Here is a 20,185-nt window from a genome sequence, read left to right on the forward strand (position 1 = left end):
TTTGTGGCGACGTTCAGGCAGGTGTTCGATCTTCAGAAGACCGCATATTTTATATAGTATATTATACCATATTATTACAATTAAATCAATAGTTAAGGAGAGTATTTAATGAATAATACCACCGATCTCACAAAAGGTGATCCCCGAAAACTTATACTGCGCTTTTTCTTTCCCCTGCTGATGACCAATACTCTTCAGCAGCTGTATTCTTTTGCCGATACTGCAATAGTCGGTAAAGGTCTGGGTGATGATCCGCTGGCAGCAGTGGGCAATATGTCATCTCTGTGTTTTCTTATAATCGGATTCTCTATGGGTCTGTCAAACGGCTTTTCCATTCTGATAGCCCAGAATTTCGGCAAAAAGGATATCAAAGCCCTGCGCAGGACAGTGGCGCATTCCATTGTGCTTGCAGTCATCATCACTGTGCTTCTCACAGCATTCAGTATGATATTTTTAAAACGTATACTCATCCTCATGCAGACTGACCCTGCTATCCTCGGGGACAGCCTTCGCTATGGATATATACTCTTCGGCGGACTTGCAGCGACTATCGCCTACAATATGTGTGCAGGTGTCCTGCGTGCCCTTGGGGACAGCAAAACTCCCCTCAAAGCCATAGTGATATCATCGGTTATGAATATCACCCTGAATTCTTTGTTTATATTCGTATTCCGATGGGGTGTCAGCGGTGCCGCTGCTGCTACAATAATCTCACAGCTGTTCTCAGGTGCGTTCTGCTTTATAAAACTCAGCAGGCTGGAGGTTCTTCATCTTACCCGTGAGGACTTCGCACATGAAAGCACCATGTATTTAAGACTCCTTAAAAACGGCATACCTATGGCACTTATGAATTCCATAACAGCTGTGGGCTGTATGGTGGTGCAGTATTTCGTCAACGGCATGGGCGTGGCATTTACCTCGGCTTATTCAGCTTGCAGCAGATACCTCAATATGTTCATGCAGTCCGCAGCAACAGCAGGCGCAGCAATGTCTTCCTTCACAGGACAGAATTACGGTGCGGGACGTTTCGACCGCATAAAGAGCGGATTGAAGGTATGCCTTGGTATATCCGCAGTAACCTATGTAGTGTTCGGTTCAGCTATGGTGTTTCTGCCAAGACAGCTTGCAGGTCTTATCCTCAACGGCAGCACACAGATAGGCTATGCAGCACAGTTCTTGCCTATATGCGGAGTTATGATATTCTCAGTGGATATGCTGTTCGTTATAAGGAACGGTGTACAGGGCATGGGTTTCCCCTTTGTACCTATGCTTTCGGGCATAGCTGAGATGTTCCTGCGTATCGGTGCCATGTACTTTCTTATCGACAAGTTTGCTTTCCGCGCTACCGCAGTTGCAGAGATATCTGCGTGGGTCGGTGCGCTTATAATAAATGCCGCAGCATTCGTGGTAATATTCATGCGTGAAAAAAACATCATCGAGAATAAAAAACTCAGCAAACACGCATTGTCCACGGTCTGAAAAAGCTATCTCCTGTATCATTCACCTTATAGATCAGAAGCCGAAGTCTTTGTACTTCGGCTTTTGTCTTATGTATCATTTAAACAACTTTACGGATTGAAATTTGTGCAGATATACAAAGTTTGATCTCCGCCATTGACTCTTACGTAACGTAATAGTTTATAATATAAGCACACAAGGAGGTAAGGCTTATGAGAACTGTTAATGAGGTAAGCAAGCTGACAGGGGTGAGTATACGCACCCTGCAATACTACGACAAGATAGGTCTGCTGATACCTGCGATGCGTACGGATGCGGGTTACAGGCTGTATGACGATACAGCGCTTGAACGTCTGCAGCAGATACTTCTTTTCCGTGAGCTTGAATTTCCCCTCAGCGATATCAGAGCCATGCTTGAAGCTCCCGATTTTGACAGAAAAAAGGCGCTCACACAGCAGGTCGAACTGCTCACACTTAAAAAGCAGCGTCTTGAAGCCATCATCGAAGCGGCTTGTGAATTAATTGACAAAGGAGATATAATAATGGGATTCAAAGCATTTGACACAAAAACTATCGAGGAATATAAAGCACGCGCAAAGGCAGAATGGGGCACGACTAAGGAATATGCCGAGTATGCAGAAAAGACCGGAGATCGTTCAGCGGAGGATGAGAAAAATACTGCCAACGATCTTATGAAAGTATTTGCAGAGTTCGGAGCTCTCAGGGAACATCCCGCAGACAGCCCCGATGTGCAGTCGCAGGTAAAGAAGCTTCAGCGCTTCATCACCGATAATTACTACAACTGCTCCGATGATATGCTCATGTCACTGGGGAATATGTATTCTGCCGATGACGAATTCAAGCAGAATATTGACTCCGCAGGCGGCGCAGGCACCGCTGATCTTGTCACCCGCGCCATAAGTGCATACATCAGCAGTAAGTGACAGCGGAACATCTACAAAAATACAATATATAAACCAAGCCCCGGAACGTACTAAAACGCTCCGGGGCATTGTGTTAGTCTTCATCATCCAATCCGCAGTTGAGTATCATATTGTAAGCCGCATTCGCCTGAAGGCTCTCCTTGCGTTCGCGCCATGCGTCTATCTCGCTTTTTATCGCAAGCATCTCATCGACTATCAGTTCGGTCTTTTCGGGTCGTACGTAGTTCACATACCACGTCATGCGCTGGATACCCTTGGGACTGCCGATGTACTTTGCTATCTCGTCTGCAAATTCCGTTGGGTAGCCAAGGGATGCGAGGGCATTTCTCAGCTCATCGCGGTTATCCGACCATGTGCGCTGGCTTTCTGCCGCATCGAATATATCCCTGTTCATGCCCATGTACCGTTTCGGAATATGGCGGTCCTTGTTCCATCGGGACGTATGCCGTCTATGGAGAGGTCATCAGCGCCCACCATGAAATCAACGTGTATTACCGAATCATTTATGCCTCTTTCCATAGCTTCCTCAACGCTAAGGTCATCCCCGTCGGGCAGCACTTCCTTGAAGCCAATTCCCAGCGCACAGTGACAGCAGGCGTTCTCATCAAACAGCGTTTCATAGAAAAGGAACCCGCACTGATTTACAGGGCTCTCCTTAGGAACAAGTGCCACCTCGCCCAGCATACACGCCCTCTCGTCCATTTTTATCATCTGCTCCAGAAGCTCCTGCCCCTTTGCCGCCTTGCATGATACAGCCTTGCCGTCTTTGAAAGTTATGGAAAAATCTTCTATAAGCTGGCTGTTCCACGAAAGAGGCTTTACTGCCACCAGTGTGCCGTCGCATCTTCCCGCATACGGCGATGTGAAAACTTCCTCCGTGGGAATGTTTGGTATATATGCAGCACCGTTCAGCGGATTTACGTCCCCTGCGCCCTCCCAGGCAGCATCAGGTATAAGCTCCACCCTGAAATCAGTGCCGTTGGAACTCTTGTATTCCAGTGAAGAAAATCCCTGCTCGTTCAGCCATGCCGCCTTTGACTTTATATTTTTCATGTGAGCATCCCATTCTGCAACAGGGTCATTGTCCTCGCTTACACGGACTGTTTTCAGTATAGCCTCCCACAGTCTGTCAACAGCATCCTCCGCATCCGGGAAACATTTCCTAGCCCACTTTTCCAAAGGGTGCGCTGCTATTACCCACTGATGCTTGCCTTCAATGGCGTTGCGGTAGGGCTTGAATACAGCTGTCCTGCTCTGTGTCACCGCGGATATCTTCTTCGGGTCGATGCCGCCCAGTGAATCGGGGTCATCGGATACTATGAATATCCTGCATGGCAGATCATCCACCATTTGCTTCATCTTGGCTTCCTCCCAGGGAAGTACCTCTGCTAGCACTTCCTGCTCCGCATAAAGGAAATCGAGCCTGTTCTTCATATCGCTAGTCCAGTTCATATTGACTTTCCGCGCCCCTGCCTTGTAGCATTCCTCTGTCACAAGCGCAGCAAATTCGTGCTGTTCCACAGCGGCGGTCAGCTGAACTGTCTGCCCTTTCTGGACATTCGCACCTGTGCATACTATAAGATGTGCATATTTTTTCAGTAAGTCTTTTGATATAGACATATTTTATCCTCCGTGTTCTATGTGAACTTATAATGTTCCGTAAGATCATTATACCACACCCTGCCCGAAACGTCAAATCCCGAATGGACATACCCGGTCACGATGATATCAGTCGGGATTTTTGCACAGCATTTCTATGTTGGATATGCACATATCCGAAACATGGATGCTGTACAAACAAATGATTTTAAATTTAACTCGGACATATTTCTGCAAAAGTTGTACAAAAACGTACAACTTTTGACAGTTTTTCGCTGTATATAGAAGGGGTTCATCGGGCAGACTCACCGATGACCTTTCGGTAAGAAACAGAGAACTTCCCGAATGATCCCTTTTATTTAATGCAAAAAGATCCCGGCACAAAAAATGCCGTTTACATATATAGATCACTGTACGCACGATGGCAGGCTGACGCTTGCCAGGACCCACTTCCGACACTGTCGCAGTTAAACTCTCTCTTGACCGTAGTGAGAGCAAGGTTTCGGGCGGGGTAGGGGGAACCCCATTTTAAATAACGGGATATGAAGCAACGTGTTATACTGTACAGAGGTCATCAGCATCTTGACAATTCCCGCGGAGACAGACATTCAATAAAACCATATCAGGTAATGGCTGCCGCGGGTACATATTATTATTTCGTCATAAGCATTCTTGTTTGAATATCTTGTGAAATACGCCTTCATCGCAGCGGTATCCGGATGTTGCCGCCAATACAGGTATTGAAAAATATCTGTGGATATGATATGATGAAAAAAACGTGCAGTACTATTATATATATGCATAGTACTATTATAATAAGACCACTCAAAAAAGATAAGGAAGGTGAACAGTGTGAAGAAAGCACTTATGGTCATAGATATGCAGAACGATTATCTGTGGGAAAAACGAAAGAGTAAATTTGCCTATGATACAGAACAGCTTGTAGCATCGGTAAATAGGCTGATACATGAGTACAGTGACAGCGGAAATGATGTTATCTATATACGTCATATCATACAGGATCTGCCCACTAACCGCCTGCTTTTCGGATTTTCCATAGCAGGAACCGAGGGGGCTGAGCTTTACAGCGGTGTTGATATCGTATCCGAACTTTGCTTTGATAAGCTGTTTGGCGATGCATTCACAAACAAGCAGCTTCTTGCCTTGTTCAGAAAAAACTCATACGATGAACTTCATATATGCGGCATTGATGAATACGGCTGTGTAACTTCAACTGCCTGCGGAGCAGTAAAGCGTCATATCCCTGTCAGGATAATAAGATCCGGTACTGCTACCGTGTTTACTGAAAAGAAAGCCGCAAAATACAGAAAAAAGCTGGAAACTGCAGGAGTCGAATATATATAGATATCAGTGACTGTTATCCATATAAAGGTCACGCTTTGTTGAATGTGTACTAATATATTCTGTGAGATTTGTTGATTATAACACCAAAAAAAGAGTATGCCTCATCCGTATATATATCGTAAGACAAAACAAAGGTGATGACCCCGAAAAGGAGGAAACAACATGAAAAATAATACTTTAAAGAAAACTGTATGCGCAGCCCTTGCAGGACTTATACTTACCATGACAGCCTGCGGCAGTGTGAATGAGAAGACGGACACTGACAGTAAACAGCCTGCGGCAGCAAATGCCGATTCCGAGACTACTCACGAAGCTGATATCCCTGCACCTGAAAGAACAAACAGTGCCAAGCCACTTTCTGCCGAAAAGCTGGCAAAGTCAGATTCAGCACCGGATGCGGCTTTCTATGACAGTTACAGCGATTATGCGGCAGAACTTTTCAGGCAAAGCTGTACCGAGGATATAAGAAACGGAAAAAATGTCATGGTCTCACCCGAAAGTGTTATGATGGCACTGGGTATGACAGCAAACGGTGCAAATGGCGAGACTCTTTCACAGATGCAGAAAGCACTTGGCGATATCAGTATAGATGATATCAACACTGCTATGCAGTATCGTCTTAACAAGTATGCTCAGGATAACGATATCAGTTTCAATGCGGCAAATTCCGTGTGGGTGCGTGATGACGAAAACGGCATTACATTAAGACAGGATTTTTACGATAAGGTAAAAAGTGCATATAACGCTGATACCTTCGCGCTGCCATTTGATGATGCAGCACTGAATGCTATAAATGGCTGGGTCAAGGAAAATACAAAAGATATGATTCCCGGCATACTGGACAAAATGGATGATCAGGCAAAGGCGTATATCATAAATGCCATGGCTTTTGAGGGCGAATGGGAAGAAGTATACGAGGATCACCAGATAAACGAGGATGATGTATTCACGAACAGCCGAGGCGAAGAGGAAACAGTAAGCATGATGTATTCCAAGGAAAACGGCTACTTTGAGGACGAGGATACTACGGGCTTCATAAAGTACTACAAGGGCGGAGATTATGCATTCATGGCTATGCTGCCTGCTGAGGGAACCGGGCTTGTTGATTATGTATCGGGCATTGACGGTAAAAAGCTTTCAAAGCTATGGTCATCTGCAAGCGGTGAAGTAAATGTAAGCATACCAAATTTCAGCTTCGATTATGAAAATGAACTCAGTGATGAACTCTCAGCTATGGGAATGCCCGCGGCTTTCTCGGATGCCGCTGATTTCTCGGGAATGTCTGATACCGATCAGCTTTACATAAGCGATGTTATCCATAAGACCCATATTGATGTGGATCGCAGCGGAACAAAAGCTGCAGCTGTTACAGCAGTAGAGATGAAGTGTGCAGGTGTTATGGGGAACGATGAAAACCGTAAAGAGGTTTATCTTGACAGACCCTTTGCCTATGCTATAATAGATACCGAGAGCGGAACACCTATATTTATCGGTGCTGTAAATACCGTAAAATAATGGCAGTTTACACAGTATGATAAGCAATAAATAAACAAGACCCGCAGTAGATCGAACCTGCGGGTCTTGCGTTATATCATTTGAGCAGAGCCTTTGCCGACTTTGCTATATTATCGGGAACTATGCCCAGCTCTTTGAGAAGCTCGTTAGCGTTGTAGCGGTCATAGAACTTCTTGCCAAGACCGAAGCACTTGACCTTCATATCGCTGTCGCCATAGAAAGCTGCGATCTTCTGACCGAAGCCGCCGTCAAGAACACCGTCTTCAAGTGTCACTACTACCTTGTGATTCGCTTTGAGTTTCTCAAGCAGTGCGGTATCCAGACCAGTGATATATCTTGGATTTATCAGTGTAGCGTCAATGCCGGAAGCTGCAAGTTCAGCCACTGTCTGCTCACCGATCTGATAGAAGTCACCGAGAGCTATCACTGCTATGTCCTTGCCCTGCTTTGTAACTTCAAATTTATTGAGGTCACTGTAATCGGTTGGGAATTTCTTATCGGAATGCTGAACACCGTTGCAGGGTACACGTATTGCTACAGGATACTTTGTCTGCTCTACTGACCAGTCCAGCATAGCGAGATACTCCTCTGCACAGGTAGGTGCCAGGTATACCAGTTCAGGCATATTGGAAAGCATGGGGATATCGTAGATACCTATATGTGTAGCGTCGCTCATTCCCCATACCGAAGCTGAGTATACAGCGATGGTCACGGGGTTGCTGTTGAGGCATATATCCTGCATTATCTGGTCGAAGGCTCTCTGCATGAAGGTACTGTTTACACCGAAAACAGGCTTGCCGCCGTTCTTGGCGATACCCGATGCCAGTGCAGCTGCAGTTTCCTCTGCTATGCCAACATCAAAAAACTGATCCTTGAACTGTCTGCGCTTATCCTCACCAAAGCCCATAACACCTGGGGTAGCGGCATTTATACCGCATACTGTCTTGTCGGAGCTCATCTTCTTTGTAAGGTAGTCTGCGGTCATGGAACCGTAGCTTTCACCGCTCCAGTCCCATTTGCCCTTACCTGTTTCGGGGTCAAAGGGCATATGCCAGTGCCATTCCTCACGATTCTCCTCGGCAGGCTTGTAGCCCTTGCCCTTCTGGGTGACGATATGCACTGCAACAGGCTTTGTGCTGTCCTTTACACTTCTGAATGCTTCTATCAGCTGAGGGATATCGTTGCCGTCTTTTACGAACACGTAGTCAAGCCCCATAGCTGTGAACAGATTTGTATCTGCCTTGCCGTTGCCTTCGCGGAGTGCTTTGAGGTTTTTGTACATACCGCCGTGGTTCTCTGCGATTGACATATCATTATCGTTTATTACTATTATAAAATTGGTATCCATCTCACCTGCGAAATCTATACCCTCAAGGGCTTCGCCGCCGCTGAGAGAGCCGTCACCGATGATAGCGATTATATTCTCCTTGCCGCCTGTCAGATCTCTGCCCTTGGCAAGACCGGCAGCAAGGCTGACGGAGGTAGATGTATGACCGATAAAGAACTGGTCATGCTCACTCTCGGGGGGATAGGTGTATCCGCATACATCATCAAAATGAGCTTCATCGGTGTAAGCGAGCCTTCTGCCTGTCAGCATTTTGTGGGGATAGGTCTGGTGAGAAACGTCAAACACCATTTTATCTTTTGGTGAATCAAATACATAGTGCAGTGCGATAGTTGCTTCTACCATACCGAAATTAGGACCGAAATGTCCGCCGTGTTTTGTAAGGCGGTTCATCAGGGCATCTCGTATATCGCCTGCCAGCTGTTTCAGTTCTTCGGTGCTGAGTTTTTTTACATCAGCAGGGCTGTTAATGTTGTTAAGTATCTCGTACATATCATCATCCTCGTTTCATATCTTAATAACATTTTCATAAAACTAAAATTGATCGTGCTGCATCACTGTAATATTATATCACATGCCGTCAGCGATGAGTATAATATTTTTATAAACAAATAGAACAAATCTATATTGTGTGTATTATAGCCTTATAAGTATATACTATACCGGTTATCCCGTTAACACAGCATCGCAAAGTGATACATAACAATGAAACATTGTGCAGATGTTATCTTTCCCACCGCCTGCAGCAGGGGAAGATGACCGCCGGGTATTTAAAGTTTTGATATAACACAAATTAATTATGGTGTATCAGCGGGATGATCATATATACTATTTATAATAGCATTCTAAGATCTGTCAGCAGGAGTTTTGATGCAGGCTGTTTATAAATTATACCATATCGCTTGGAGTTTATCAAGCCTATTTATACGTTTTTGTGAAATTTATTAAGTCGAAAAACATTTGATTAGCTGCAACAATGGTCGGCGGATGAGTATATATCAATAGATTTACCCCATTATACAGGCGTGTGAAGTGGTTGGCTGAACGGTCGATCATATTATTTGATGATGTTATGTAGATGAAAATATTTTTATAAATTTAAAACGTTTAAGTGGATTGACTAATTATAATAATTGTGATATAATTCATACAAGGTTCCTTTGATATGTATATATTATTGAGGGCAGGTGATCCTTTATGAATGATATGATCTCCCGAAAATCGCTGACGGTACGTATGCCGGTGCTTCTCACCATGAGCATACTTATGATACTTCTGTTTGTTCTTGCTGCTGTATTCATCAGATTCAGAGGGCGAATGATAGAAGACTATACCGACATGGGCAAAGGTTTGACTAACCTTATGGCTGCCTAGATAGATCCCGATATGGTCGATGAGTATATCGAAAAGAATTTTGAGATGAAAGAATATAACGATGTTCGCAGAAGGCTTGAGATGCTGAAGACCAATTCACCGAAGGTGCTGTATATGTATGTTTACAGATTCAAGCGGGACGGTGCTGTAGTCATATTCGATATGGACAGCGAGAATGGTGTTGCTGATGCGGATGCTCCGGGAGATATCTATCCCCTTGATCCTGAGCTTGAAAAGAACATTGATGATCTTGTGGCAGGAAATGAAACACCTGCGCTGATAGGCGATACTGAGGACGGTTACCTGCTTACGTACTGCAAGCCTCTGTTCGGTTCGGACGGAAAATACCAATGTCATGTCTGTGTGGACTTCTCGGTTGAAAAACTCCACCGTGAGGATATGAGATTTGTACTGGGTACGATGATACTATCGCTTGTGGCAGTAATGGTGATACTTATAGCGGATATTTATATAGTACATCGGCGCATAGCGGGACCGCTGAACAAAATGAAGCTGGCGACAGACGGCTTTGCCTATGAGAGCAAGGAGGATCATGAGAACAATATCCGCTTAATGGAGGCGCTGGATATCAGGACAAATGACGAGATAGAGGATATATATCATCTGTTCCTGACGTTCATGAGAAATAATCTTTTATATATGAATCGGCTTGAAAAAGCGAATGATACTATTATAGAAAAGGATACACGTCTGGGACAGGTGAGCATGAGGGCTTATTTCGATCCTCTTACAGGAGCGGCTTCAAAGGCGGCTTATGATGAGATGTCGGCAGGAACGGAATGGAGCGGGAAAGCGGTTCGCTGTGCTGGTATACGATATCAACGATCTGAAATATATAAATGACAACTATGGGCATAATTCAGGTGATCTTTATATAAAGGGCTGTTACGGAATACTTTCGGAGGTGTATGAAAGCTGTGTGGTATACCGCATCGGCGGAGATGAGTTCGCGGTAGTGCTGATGGATGAGTATTATGACAGAAGGAAAGAGCTGTTTGCAGAGGCGGCGGAAAGATTTGAATACGCAAGGGCTCAGACAGACCGTGAACCCTGGGAGAGATATTCAATGGCAGGCGGTATATCCGAATACACAGGATCAGATAAAAGCTATGAAGATGTATTCGAGTGTGCTGACAGGGATATGTATGAGAACAAGGACAGGTTAAAGAAAAAATACGGTGTTAAACCGAGATAAAAAAGACTGCTCAGGCAGTCTTTTTTATGTCTGCATCCCGAAAGGGACTTATATTGCCGTTACAGCTGTCGAACCGGAAGAGGCTCAGGATAACCAAATATTGTGATTTTTTGGAAACGGCTGTAATTGTGATCCTAAAGTATGATGATCAGGAAAGTTTCATGTCAGATATCATCGGCAGAAAAGCCTTGAAAGGTCTGTGTTCAGGGGAATGACGGCGCAAAAAACAGAAGTGAAAATATTACGAAATTATTTCATACTGTTTATTGTGATTTAAATGGTCAAAATATTTACATTTATTATTATTCGTATAATGTTGTGCGAAAAAGCCCCTAAATTCAATCAATATTGGACGGAATTTTTATGACTGATGACCATTAATCGCAATAATTGATATGTGGAAACGTTTCCCGCGCAAAAAATGACTTGTATATTTTCGCAAATTTGGTAAACTTGAATTTAAGGACGGTCGATTATTGCGAAAGCATTCAGATACTATATCACGGCCGCTGTATGATCTAAATGCGGGATGTAAACGTCGGCCGCGATGGTTTATCTGTGGGCCCGTGCTTTTGTACATATCCGGTGTAGTGTTCCTGATAAGATCATTTCACGATCGTCCGATCATAAGACATGAACTTAAAACTTGGAAAGCGAGGAGAATAGTTTATGAAAACAACTGTTTCTAAGCGCATAATAAGCGCTCTTGTTTCCGGTGTGCTGATGGCAACGCCAATAATGTCGGCTGTTACAGCATCTGCTGCTAAGACACTCACTACGAGCCCGTCACACACACAGGAAGTCGGCTGGTACAATGACTACCACCATGAGATCTGGCAGGCAGATACTCCAAACTCTTCTACAATGACACTGCACGACAATGACGGTGGTTTCAGCACACAGTGGAAGTGCGGTCCTAACAACTCGAGAGGTAACTTCCTTGCACGTCGTGGTCTGTACTGGGGCCTGAATAACCCTAAGACATATAAGGATTATAAGCCTTTCTACTGTGACTACGATTGCAGCTGGTATGCAGGTTCATCCGGTAACTCCCGTATCTGTATCTACGGCTGGGCACAGAATCCTCTGGTAGAGTACTACATCATCGAGGACTGGAAGAACTGGTCACCTGCACAGGACGGTTCTGCACAGTACAAGGGTCAGACCACTATCGACGGCAGTGTATACAAGGTATATACTACCAGCAGAAATTCTTACACCATTGAAGGCAACAAGAACTTCACACAGTATATAAGCATCCGTCAGAACCTGAGAACCAAGGGTACCATCAGCGTTTCCGAGCACTTCAAGGTTTGGGAGTCCATGGGTATGAAGATGGGCAACCTGTACGAAGTTGCTTTCAACGTTGAAGGCTGGGAGTCCGACGGTCAGGCTGATGTTACTCTGAATATGTATGAGGGCGAAAGTGGCTACCATCCCGATCCCGAGCCGGAGGAGTCGGAGATCGAAGGTACACTGTACTCAGCTACATTCGAGAACGGCACAAATTACTGGAGCGGCAGAGGTTCTGCTAGTGTAGCATCATCTTCTTCCAAGGCTTATGAGGGCAGCAAGTCCCTGTATGTAAGCGGCAGAACTGCTAACTGGAACGGCGGCGAAGTAGAAGTCAATACATCTACTTTCAAGCCCGGCAACTCCTACAGCTTCAGCGCTATGGTAAATCCTGCCGAGAGCACAACTGTTCAGCTTTCCATGCAGTATGATCAGAACGGTACTACAAAGTACACTCAGATTGCTGAGGGTTCCTGCACAGCAGGCAAGTGGACCAAGCTGGAAAACACTAACTTTACAATTCCTTCGGGCGCATCCAATGTAAAGATGTATGTTGAAGCTCCCGACAGCCTGTGCGACATCTATGTTGACAGAGCTATAATCGCAGACAAGGGCTATGTTGCTTCCGGTGATACCCCGGTATACAACAATGCTAATGTTCCTTCCAACGTAAAGATGGAATACAACAGCCAGTACAAGCAGATGAAATTTACTTGGGACGCTGTAAATGGCGCTGACAAGTACGGCATCGCAGTATACCTGGCAGGCAAGTGGAGAGTTCAGGATTCCAACATCTCCGGTACTTCCTACACTACTCCCAAGGGACTGACACCCGGTATGTCTTACAAGGTAGCTATCGCTGCTAGAGTAAACGGCAAGTGGGATACTACAGCTGCTATTGACAACTATGTTGTTGTTACGACCAGATCCTACAACAACATTCAGTATCACACACCTTCTAACACAAACACAAATACAAACACAAATACAAACACAAATACAAACACAAATACAAACACAAATACAAACACAAACACTAACACAAATACAAACACCAATACTAACACAAACACCAACAACGGTTACTATGTTGACCCCAACAAGCCTATGGTAGCTATCTCTTTCGATGACGGTACTGCACAGGGTTACTCCGGTCAGAAAATCATCGACGCTCTCTATAAGAACGGCTTCCGCGCAACATTCTTCTATGTTGGCAACTGGATCGGCAAGCCCGATCAGGTTCGCGATGCTTACAGCAAGGGCATGGAGATCGCAAACCACACCACTTCTCACCCCAATCTGACTGAGATACAGTCTTACCAGATCCGTTCTGAGTATGACAACTGCGCAAGCAAGCTGAAGAGCATCATCGGCGCAGAGCCTTCCAAGCTGATGAGACTGCCTTATCTGGCTTCCAACTGGCAGGTACAGCAGACACTGAACGATGTTCCCCTGATCAGCTGCGCTATCGATACCCAGGACTGGAACGGTGCTTCTGCATACCAGATCGAGAACACTATCAAGAACGCTGCTAACAACGGTTCTCTGAACGGTGCTATCGTTCTTTGCCACGAGACTTATGACAACACTGCAACAGCTATGGAGAACGTTCTTCCCTGGCTGAAGTCTCAGGGTTATCAGGTTGTTACAATCTCTGATATGTTCAAGGCTAAGGGCAAGACCCTGAACGGTGGTCAGGTATACACAAGAGTTTCTTAATTGATACTCAGATATATCTTATATGTTAATATTACGGAGGAGAGCTTGAAGTTCTCCTCCGTTTTATTATAAATGTATTGAGATACAGAAAATTCTTTGATTAACTGTGAATATTGTGAAAAATTAACCGAAATCATTGACTAAGCCGAAAAAATGTGTTATAATGTAAAAAATATAGCAAATAGAAGTATCCTGCTGATGATAAGGCTCTGCAGTGTAAACAGATAGCTGAACAGGAGCCGTGAACATCGACAGAAACAAGGGTAAAATGCACAGGTACTGAAAACGGTATATGTGCAGCGTAACGAAAGTTCACGTAAGGAGGAACATCTAAATGACAGAAAATATTACTTGGAAGAGAGTTACTGCAGGCCTTATGGCACTGGTACTTGCTGCAGGTGCAGTACCTACCGGTCTGGGCGGAGCATTTAAAGACAGGATAGCTGTTGTCGCTTCCGCTGAGGCAGAAACTGATACTGTCAAGGATACTGTAAAAGAAGAGACAAAAGAAGAAACTGAGATATGGAAGGGAAAAGGCAAGGGCACAAAGACTGCACCCTATCTTATATCTTCTGCTGATGAATGGAAACAGCTTGCCGTACTGGTAAACAAGGGCGAAAGTTTCAGCGGTAAGTATTTCAAACTTACAAAGGATATAACAGTTACTGAGATGATAGGCAAGAACGAGCATCCCAACGAGACCGTGAGCCGTCCTTTCTCAGGTATATTTGACGGCAACGGCCGTACTCTTACTGTTAAGATAGATGAATCTGAAAAGGATGATAAGACCCACGGCGCTGCACCTTTCTGCGGTGTCAAGGATGCTGTTATAAAGAACCTTGTTGTAAAGAGCAGCATCTACAGCGGCATACATTCTGCAGGTCTTGTAGGTGTATCACTGGGTACTCTTGAGATAAACAATGTACTGGTAGAAGCTGATATCAGCGGTGACACCCATAACGGCGGACTGGTAGGTCACAGCTTCAATACTGTGATGAAGATAACAAACTGCGGCTTTACCGGAAGAGTGAAGGCATCAGATGTTGCCTGTGCACTTGTTGGCTGGTGCGGTCCCGATGCGAATATAACTGTATCTAACTGCCTGATAAACGGCACTATCGCTGATGCAGGCACTGTAAATAATATTGCTGAAGGTATGGGCGGTGTTGTTACAATAAAGAATGTTTATTCCACACTTGAAGATAAGGGTAATAACTCGATGACTGTAAAGGGCAGTGTTACACCTGTTTCTGAGATAAAAGCACCTGAGGCTGTGGAAGAAGAACTTGTATACGACGGTGAGGAGCATGAGCTGATAACCGAAGGCTCTGTAAAGGGTGCGAAGATGGTCTACTCTCTTACTGTTGACGGAAAGTATACAACTGATATACCAAAGGTTACCAATGCAGGCGAGTACAAGGTATGGTACAAGCTTGAAGGCATGGGCAACTGCACAGCGAAGTTTGTAAAGGTAAATGTTGCTAAGGCAGATATAGAGCCTTCTGTATCCGTTGCAAACTGGGCATACGGCGATGAGGCGAGTGTTCCTGCTGTTGAAGGCAACACCGGCGAAGGCGAAGTTACCTTTGAATACAAGGTGAAGGGTGCTGACGACGAGACCTATACCGATAAAGTTCCGACAGAGGTCGGTGAGTACACTGTAAAGGCTACTGTTGCTGAAACTGAGAACTACAACGGCGATGAAGCTTTTGCTGATTTTGCTGTTGAGATAAAGTATACCAGACACGAGGCAAAGCCTTCATCCTGCAACACTATAGGCAACACCGAGTACTATGAGGGTTCTGACGGAAAATACTATGTGCTTGAAAATACACTTTACGGCGGATACAAGGAGATCGAGAAGGATTCCTGGATAATACCCGCAACACATCATCATTACGAAGGTGCTCCCGAGTGGAAGTGGACTGATGATTACAGCACTGCAACAGCAGAGTTCAACTGCGTTAACGGCGATGCTACCGAGAAGGTAAAGGCTGAGGTAACATCCGATGTCAAGAAGCCTACCTGCACTGAAAAGGGCAAGGCTGTATATACTGCCAAGGTTACATTTGAGGGCGAGGAATATACTGATACCAAGACCGAGGTGCTTGAAGCTACCGGTCATTCCTATGGTGAGCCTGTATGGACATGGGATAAGAACAATGCAAGTGTAAAGATAGTATGCAGCGAGTGCGGCGATGAGCTTTCAGCTGATGCTAAGATAACTGTTAAGGTGATAAATCCGACTTTTGAAGCAGACGGTGAGATAGTATACACTGCTGCTGCAACTATTGACGGCAAGGAATATACCGATAAAAAGGTAGTATACACTTCTAAGCTTTCTTCGGATACTACACTTTCCTACGTTCCCGGAAACGGTTCGGTATCCCTGTCATGGACAGCGGTAGATAATGCTGAGAAGTACGCTGTATGCTCTTTTGTAGGCGGCAAGTGGCGTAAATTTGCTGAGGTAGAGGGTACATCCTACGAGGTCAAGGGTCTTAAGAAGGGTGTAAACTACAAGACCGCAGTACTGGTTTATGCAAACGGCAAATGGAGCAGCGATTTTTCAAATGCTATTGGTGTAACACCAAAGTCTGATTTCCCTGTTGCTGATGTTGAAGTATCCGGCAAGAGATTCAAGCTCAGCTGGTCAACTGTTGAAGGCGCTGACAGATACGGCATAGGCATCTACAAGGATGGCGAATGGGAGCTTCTTGCAAGAGAAGACGGAGATGTTAACAGTGTTATATCACCTGAATTTGAAGACGGTACATACAGGATAGCTGTATTTGCAAGAGTGAACGGCGAATGGGATATGAGAAATATTGATTCAAGAGCATTCGATGTTACTATAGAATAATGATATGATATCTGAGCGGACGGTACTTAAAGACTGCGCTGATATAGAAGTTTTATGCCATAGTATTTCTGATATTCAGTCAGAAGTACTATGGCGTTTCTATTGACAGACATTCAATACTGTGCTATAATTGCTACTAACAAAAATCGGAATTTGTGAGGACGGTTATGAAAGTTTTGTTATGCGAGGATGCAGATTGGCTGCTGTCAGAAGAAGCGTTCTCGATCTATGCTTCCTGTATGTTTCAACCGACATACGAGGACTATAAAGCACAGATGGAAGACTGTTTGACCGATTCATCGGTAAAAGTGTTTGTATGTGAACATCGAGACAAGAAAACAGGAATGATGGTTTTGAAACTGTCAGAAGCTGTTGCGGAGATTGTCGGAATAGCTGTATCTGATAATGCCCGCCGTAAGGGAATTGGAAAACAACTGATCCAACGAGTAATGGAATCGGAGAATATGGAAAGCATCAAAGCTCAAACAGATGATGATTCGATCGGCTTCTACCGAAAATGCGGCTTTTCAGATGAGAGAATCGTCATTGAATACCCCGACGGGTCAGCGGTTCGATATAACTGCGTTCTGCGTTAATAGACAAATTCTGATTTAGCTTAGTAACAATAAGTACTATGCCCCTGAGCACTTTGAAATGCTCAGGGGCATAACTTCTATATGAGTACCCGCCATATGTGCTGTCCGCTTTTTGTGATGCGGAGAAAATAACACTTTTATTTTTCTTTGTCTTTACTTTTGCCGAGATATGTGCTATAATATATAAGTATAATTATTTTTATTTGAAAGAGGTTTTTTATAATGGATTACAGATTCTCTGAAAAAGTTTCACACATCAAGGCTTCAGCTATCAGGGAGATACTGAAGTTCACATCAGAACCGGGTGTTATCTCTTTTGCTGCCGGAAACCCTGCACCTGAGGCTTTCCCTGTTGACGAGATCACACGCATATCCAAGGAGATATTTGAAGAAGATCCTATACTGGCTCTCCAGTACAGCATATCCGAAGGCTATACACCTCTGCGTGACCTGCTGAAAAAGGAACTGGAGAAAAAGGGTGAGTTCGTTCCCGGCAGAGATGAACTGATAATCGTCAGCGGTGCCCAGCAGGCTAATGCCATGATGGCTAAAGTGCTCTGCGACCCCGGTGATATCCTCTGCTGTGAAGCTCCCAGCTTCATAGGTTCACTGAATGCTTTCAAGTCATATAACGTTGATCTGAGAGGCATAACCCTGAAGGAAGACGGCATTGATCTGGATGAACTGGAAGAAGTTCTGAAGACAGGCAAGGTAAAGCTGATATACCTGATATGCAATTTCCAGAACCCAACAGGTCTGACTACTTCACTTGAAAAGAGAAAGGGCGCTTACGAGCTTGCAAAGAAGTACGGCGCTGTTATACTGGAGGACAATCCCTACGGTGACCTGAGATTCACAGGTGAGGATGTGCCTTCCATAAAGAGCATGGACAAGGACGGAATAGTTGCTTATTCAAGAACATTCTCGAAGGTACTGGCACCCGGAATAAGAGTTGGCTACATCAGTGCACCCAAGGAGATCATCAACAAGATGGTCATCTGCAAGCAGGTCGACGATGTTCATACCAATATCTGGGCACAGGTACTGGCTTACAAGTTCATGACACAGTGCGATATGAACAAGCATCTTGAAAAGCTGCGAGCTATATACCGTCACAAGTGCGGTCTGATGATCGAGCAGATAGAGAAGAACTTCTCATCGAAGATCAGCTTCACAAGACCCGAGGGCGGTCTCTTCGTATGGTGCACACTGCCTGATGACTGCGATATGACAGCTTTCTGCACAAGAGCAGTCAAGGAGTTCAAGGTAGCGGTAGTTCCCGGAAACGCATTCATGATATCCGAGAGCGATCACACTACTTCATTCAGACTCAACTTCTCAACGCCTACCGATGAACAGCTTGTTGCTGGCTGCGAGATGCTGGGCAAGCTTTCAAAGGAAATGTTCGGTGAATAGACCTAAGCTCACGCTTACACCTGTTCAGCTGGGGCTTACCCTGCTGAACAGTGCAGGGCTGATATTCTGCGCGGCGGGAGATATGTTCCTGCTGATGTTTGACCGCGGAACTGTAAAGCGGGGTACGGTGATATCAAATCTGGCGCTGGCAGTGCTTACGGGTATCATATGTGTAGTGCTTATGTTCAAGGCGGGGGATATTGACCTTTTCGACAAGGACGAGTACAGGGACAAGCAGCCTGCTGTAAGCGCGCTGCGGACGTACTTCTGTATGCTGACACTGGATATAACCGTTGTGCTGATAATGATGCTGACGGGGGCAATGTTCTGGAACAGTGCGGGCAGGGCGATAGCCATAACCGCTCCGCTTTTGTTTCTGTTTTCAGGGACGGTATACTATCTCCGTACAAGAGAAATGGGCGGTGATGATATCGCCGATGACCCTGTGGATCCTGAAGACGACGAGAAAGCAGCGCTTATGAAGGCGGCTGATGATATTATCGCGGAGGGAAAACGTCCCAGGACAGCTGAGGATATACTTGCGAAGGCTAAGGCTGAGATCGGTGCGGATGCAGCCGAAGACGATATGGAGAATGGAAATGGACATATTCAGGATAATTAAGCAGGGGTTGGCGGTATCTGCGGCAGTGGTTATTGCTGCAGCAGTGAGCTCCTGTGCGGATAAAAGCAGATATAACAGCAAGGTGCATATAAATGAAGCACTGAGATACATGAACCAAAAATACCACGCAGAGTTCACTGTAGAGGAAGAAAATCCTGCGGCGGACAAGGACGATGAGGGATATGTTGATATCTATGTCAGCTGCAAGCAGCTGGGGGATATCAGGATAAGAGTCAGCAGCAGCGACGGCAAGACTTTTCTCGATGACCTTGTTCCCAAAAAGTATGAGCACCAGGCGCAGTCTGATATTCAGCTTGCGGCAAAGACAGCATTCACAGGCGATAAGCCGAAGGTGATGCTTTCGCTGAATGAAGAAAATGAAATGGCTGACAGGACGCTGCCTGCGGATACCACCTATGAGGACTTCATGCTTTCGGGGGCGCTGGGACTGGTTGAGGTATACACCGATGACAGTGATGCACCTCTGGAAGATTACAGGAAACTTGTAGATTTAATGGCTTCAAATAATATGAACTGTCTGCCGAGCGTGTATTATTTTACTGATAACAGCTACGAAAACATAACCAGAGATGCCCCTGCTAAGGTGTATGACGGAAATGATAAGAAGCTGGGCCATATCAGGATAAAAAACGATGCGTGTATACTGGACGAAGATTTTGACGGCGAACTGATGATAGATGATCTGTATGCGCTGGATACAGATGCGGTATATTTGCAGCTGTTCCCTGCAGATAACGAGGATACGGCTGCCTATGATGCCATGTTCGTGCCACATGAAAGCACATCCGGCAGTGAAAGCGGCAAGGAATAACGGTATAGTATTACCGGAATGTCCGGTA

The 20,185-nt window shown here is 45.1% G+C and carries 16 protein-coding genes; 13 read left to right on the forward strand and 3 right to left on the reverse strand.

Annotated features, from left to right (window positions below):
• Positions 1–108 precede the first annotated feature (108 nt).
• Positions 109–1,479 carry an MATE family efflux transporter gene (locus tag RUMAL_RS04595; RefSeq protein ID WP_013497605.1) on the forward strand — a complete coding sequence of 457 codons (1,371 nt, stop codon included), beginning with the start codon at positions 109–111 and terminating at the stop codon, positions 1,477–1,479.
• Between the two features lie 191 nt (positions 1,480–1,670).
• The gene (locus tag RUMAL_RS04600) at positions 1,671–2,402 is read left to right on the forward strand and encodes a MerR family transcriptional regulator (protein WP_013497606.1); all 732 of its coding nucleotides are present in this window, start codon (positions 1,671–1,673) and stop codon (positions 2,400–2,402) included.
• 73 nt (positions 2,403–2,475) lie between these two features.
• Here the strand turns inward: RUMAL_RS04600 and RUMAL_RS04605 are convergent, their stop codons facing one another.
• The gene (locus tag RUMAL_RS04605; protein WP_013497607.1) at positions 2,476–2,796 is read right to left on the reverse strand and encodes a hypothetical protein; all 321 of its coding nucleotides are present in this window, start codon (positions 2,794–2,796) and stop codon (positions 2,476–2,478) included.
• Complete coding sequence (locus RUMAL_RS04610; RefSeq protein ID WP_013497608.1) at positions 2,793–4,022, reverse strand: aminopeptidase; 1,230 nt, start codon at positions 4,020–4,022, stop codon at positions 2,793–2,795. Before RUMAL_RS04610 ends, RUMAL_RS04605 begins: the two co-directional genes overlap by 4 nt.
• 831 nt (positions 4,023–4,853) lie before the next feature.
• Between RUMAL_RS04610 and RUMAL_RS04615 the strand changes: the two genes are divergently transcribed.
• On the forward strand, positions 4,854–5,366 hold the full coding sequence (locus tag RUMAL_RS04615; RefSeq protein WP_242837708.1) for a cysteine hydrolase family protein: 513 nt from the start codon (positions 4,854–4,856) through the stop codon (positions 5,364–5,366).
• 162 nt (positions 5,367–5,528) lie between these two features.
• Positions 5,529–6,881: a serpin family protein gene (locus RUMAL_RS04620; protein WP_013497610.1), complete on the forward strand. Its 1,353-nt coding sequence runs from the start codon at positions 5,529–5,531 to the stop codon at positions 6,879–6,881.
• Between the two features lie 76 nt (positions 6,882–6,957).
• Here the strand turns inward: RUMAL_RS04620 and RUMAL_RS04625 are convergent, their stop codons facing one another.
• Positions 6,958–8,718 carry a 1-deoxy-D-xylulose-5-phosphate synthase gene (locus tag RUMAL_RS04625; protein ID WP_013497611.1) on the reverse strand — a complete coding sequence of 587 codons (1,761 nt, stop codon included), beginning with the start codon at positions 8,716–8,718 and terminating at the stop codon, positions 6,958–6,960.
• Between the two features lie 705 nt (positions 8,719–9,423).
• Here RUMAL_RS04625 and RUMAL_RS21670 point away from each other — a divergent pair.
• The 9 genes from RUMAL_RS21670 to RUMAL_RS04670 all read left to right on the forward strand — a co-directional run bounded on the left by RUMAL_RS21670 (position 9,424) and on the right by RUMAL_RS04670 (position 20,157).
• Positions 9,424–9,600 (forward strand): hypothetical protein, encoded by a 177-nt coding sequence (locus tag RUMAL_RS21670; RefSeq protein WP_154662779.1) that lies wholly within the window; start codon positions 9,424–9,426, stop codon positions 9,598–9,600.
• Between the two features lie 12 nt (positions 9,601–9,612).
• On the forward strand, positions 9,613–10,464 hold the full coding sequence (locus tag RUMAL_RS04630; protein ID WP_028504231.1) for a hypothetical protein: 852 nt from the start codon (positions 9,613–9,615) through the stop codon (positions 10,462–10,464).
• Positions 10,379–10,816 carry a GGDEF domain-containing protein gene (locus tag RUMAL_RS04635; protein ID WP_242837709.1) on the forward strand — a complete coding sequence of 146 codons (438 nt, stop codon included), beginning with the start codon at positions 10,379–10,381 and terminating at the stop codon, positions 10,814–10,816. The genes RUMAL_RS04630 and RUMAL_RS04635 overlap by 86 nt, the downstream gene beginning before the upstream one ends.
• A gap of 669 nt (positions 10,817–11,485) precedes the next feature.
• The gene (locus RUMAL_RS20585; protein WP_013497612.1) at positions 11,486–13,828 is read left to right on the forward strand and encodes a glycoside hydrolase family 11 protein; all 2,343 of its coding nucleotides are present in this window, start codon (positions 11,486–11,488) and stop codon (positions 13,826–13,828) included.
• Positions 13,829–14,162: 334 nt separating this feature from the next.
• On the forward strand, positions 14,163–16,691 hold the full coding sequence (locus tag RUMAL_RS20590) for a fibronectin type III domain-containing protein (protein ID WP_013497613.1): 2,529 nt from the start codon (positions 14,163–14,165) through the stop codon (positions 16,689–16,691).
• Positions 16,692–16,858: 167 nt separating this feature from the next.
• Positions 16,859–17,287: a GNAT family N-acetyltransferase gene (locus tag RUMAL_RS04655; RefSeq protein WP_013497614.1), complete on the forward strand. Its 429-nt coding sequence runs from the start codon at positions 16,859–16,861 to the stop codon at positions 17,285–17,287.
• 222 nt (positions 17,288–17,509) lie between these two features.
• Complete coding sequence (locus RUMAL_RS04660) at positions 17,510–18,703, forward strand: aminotransferase-like domain-containing protein (protein WP_013497615.1); 1,194 nt, start codon at positions 17,510–17,512, stop codon at positions 18,701–18,703.
• Entirely contained in the window at positions 18,696–19,325 is a 630-nt protein-coding gene (locus tag RUMAL_RS04665) for a hypothetical protein (RefSeq protein WP_013497616.1), read from the forward strand. The genes RUMAL_RS04660 and RUMAL_RS04665 overlap by 8 nt, the downstream gene beginning before the upstream one ends.
• Positions 19,303–20,157: a hypothetical protein gene (locus RUMAL_RS04670; protein ID WP_013497617.1), complete on the forward strand. Its 855-nt coding sequence runs from the start codon at positions 19,303–19,305 to the stop codon at positions 20,155–20,157. Before RUMAL_RS04665 ends, RUMAL_RS04670 begins: the two co-directional genes overlap by 23 nt.
• Positions 20,158–20,185 lie beyond the last annotated feature (28 nt).

It is taken from the genome of Ruminococcus albus 7 = DSM 20455 (genome assembly GCF_000179635.2).
GTDB lineage: Bacteria > Bacillota > Clostridia > Oscillospirales > Ruminococcaceae > Hominimerdicola > Hominimerdicola alba.

What these genes read in the sequence shown, in the direction of transcription:
- RUMAL_RS04595 (WP_013497605.1), top strand. Translation starts at nt 109, where the DNA reads ATGAATAATACCACCGATCTCACAAAAGGTGATCCCCGAAAACTTATA.
- RUMAL_RS04600 (WP_013497606.1), top strand. Translation starts at nt 1,671, where the DNA reads ATGAGAACTGTTAATGAGGTAAGCAAGCTGACAGGGGTGAGTATACGC.
- RUMAL_RS04605 (WP_013497607.1), bottom strand. Translation starts at nt 2,796, where the DNA reads ATGAACAGGGATATATTCGATGCGGCAGAAAGCCAGCGCACATGGTCG.
- RUMAL_RS04610 (WP_013497608.1), bottom strand. Translation starts at nt 4,022, where the DNA reads ATGTCTATATCAAAAGACTTACTGAAAAAATATGCACATCTTATAGTA.
- RUMAL_RS04620 (WP_013497610.1), top strand. Translation starts at nt 5,529, where the DNA reads ATGAAAAATAATACTTTAAAGAAAACTGTATGCGCAGCCCTTGCAGGA.
- RUMAL_RS04625 (WP_013497611.1), bottom strand. Translation starts at nt 8,718, where the DNA reads ATGTACGAGATACTTAACAACATTAACAGCCCTGCTGATGTAAAAAAA.
- RUMAL_RS21670 (WP_154662779.1), top strand. Translation starts at nt 9,424, where the DNA reads ATGAATGATATGATCTCCCGAAAATCGCTGACGGTACGTATGCCGGTG.
- RUMAL_RS04630 (WP_028504231.1), top strand. Translation starts at nt 9,613, where the DNA reads ATGGTCGATGAGTATATCGAAAAGAATTTTGAGATGAAAGAATATAAC.
- RUMAL_RS04635 (WP_242837709.1), top strand. Translation starts at nt 10,379, where the DNA reads ATGAGATGTCGGCAGGAACGGAATGGAGCGGGAAAGCGGTTCGCTGTG.
- RUMAL_RS20585 (WP_013497612.1), top strand. Translation starts at nt 11,486, where the DNA reads ATGAAAACAACTGTTTCTAAGCGCATAATAAGCGCTCTTGTTTCCGGT.
- RUMAL_RS20590 (WP_013497613.1), top strand. Translation starts at nt 14,163, where the DNA reads ATGACAGAAAATATTACTTGGAAGAGAGTTACTGCAGGCCTTATGGCA.
- RUMAL_RS04655 (WP_013497614.1), top strand. Translation starts at nt 16,859, where the DNA reads ATGAAAGTTTTGTTATGCGAGGATGCAGATTGGCTGCTGTCAGAAGAA.
- RUMAL_RS04660 (WP_013497615.1), top strand. Translation starts at nt 17,510, where the DNA reads ATGGATTACAGATTCTCTGAAAAAGTTTCACACATCAAGGCTTCAGCT.
- RUMAL_RS04670 (WP_013497617.1), top strand. Translation starts at nt 19,303, where the DNA reads ATGGACATATTCAGGATAATTAAGCAGGGGTTGGCGGTATCTGCGGCA.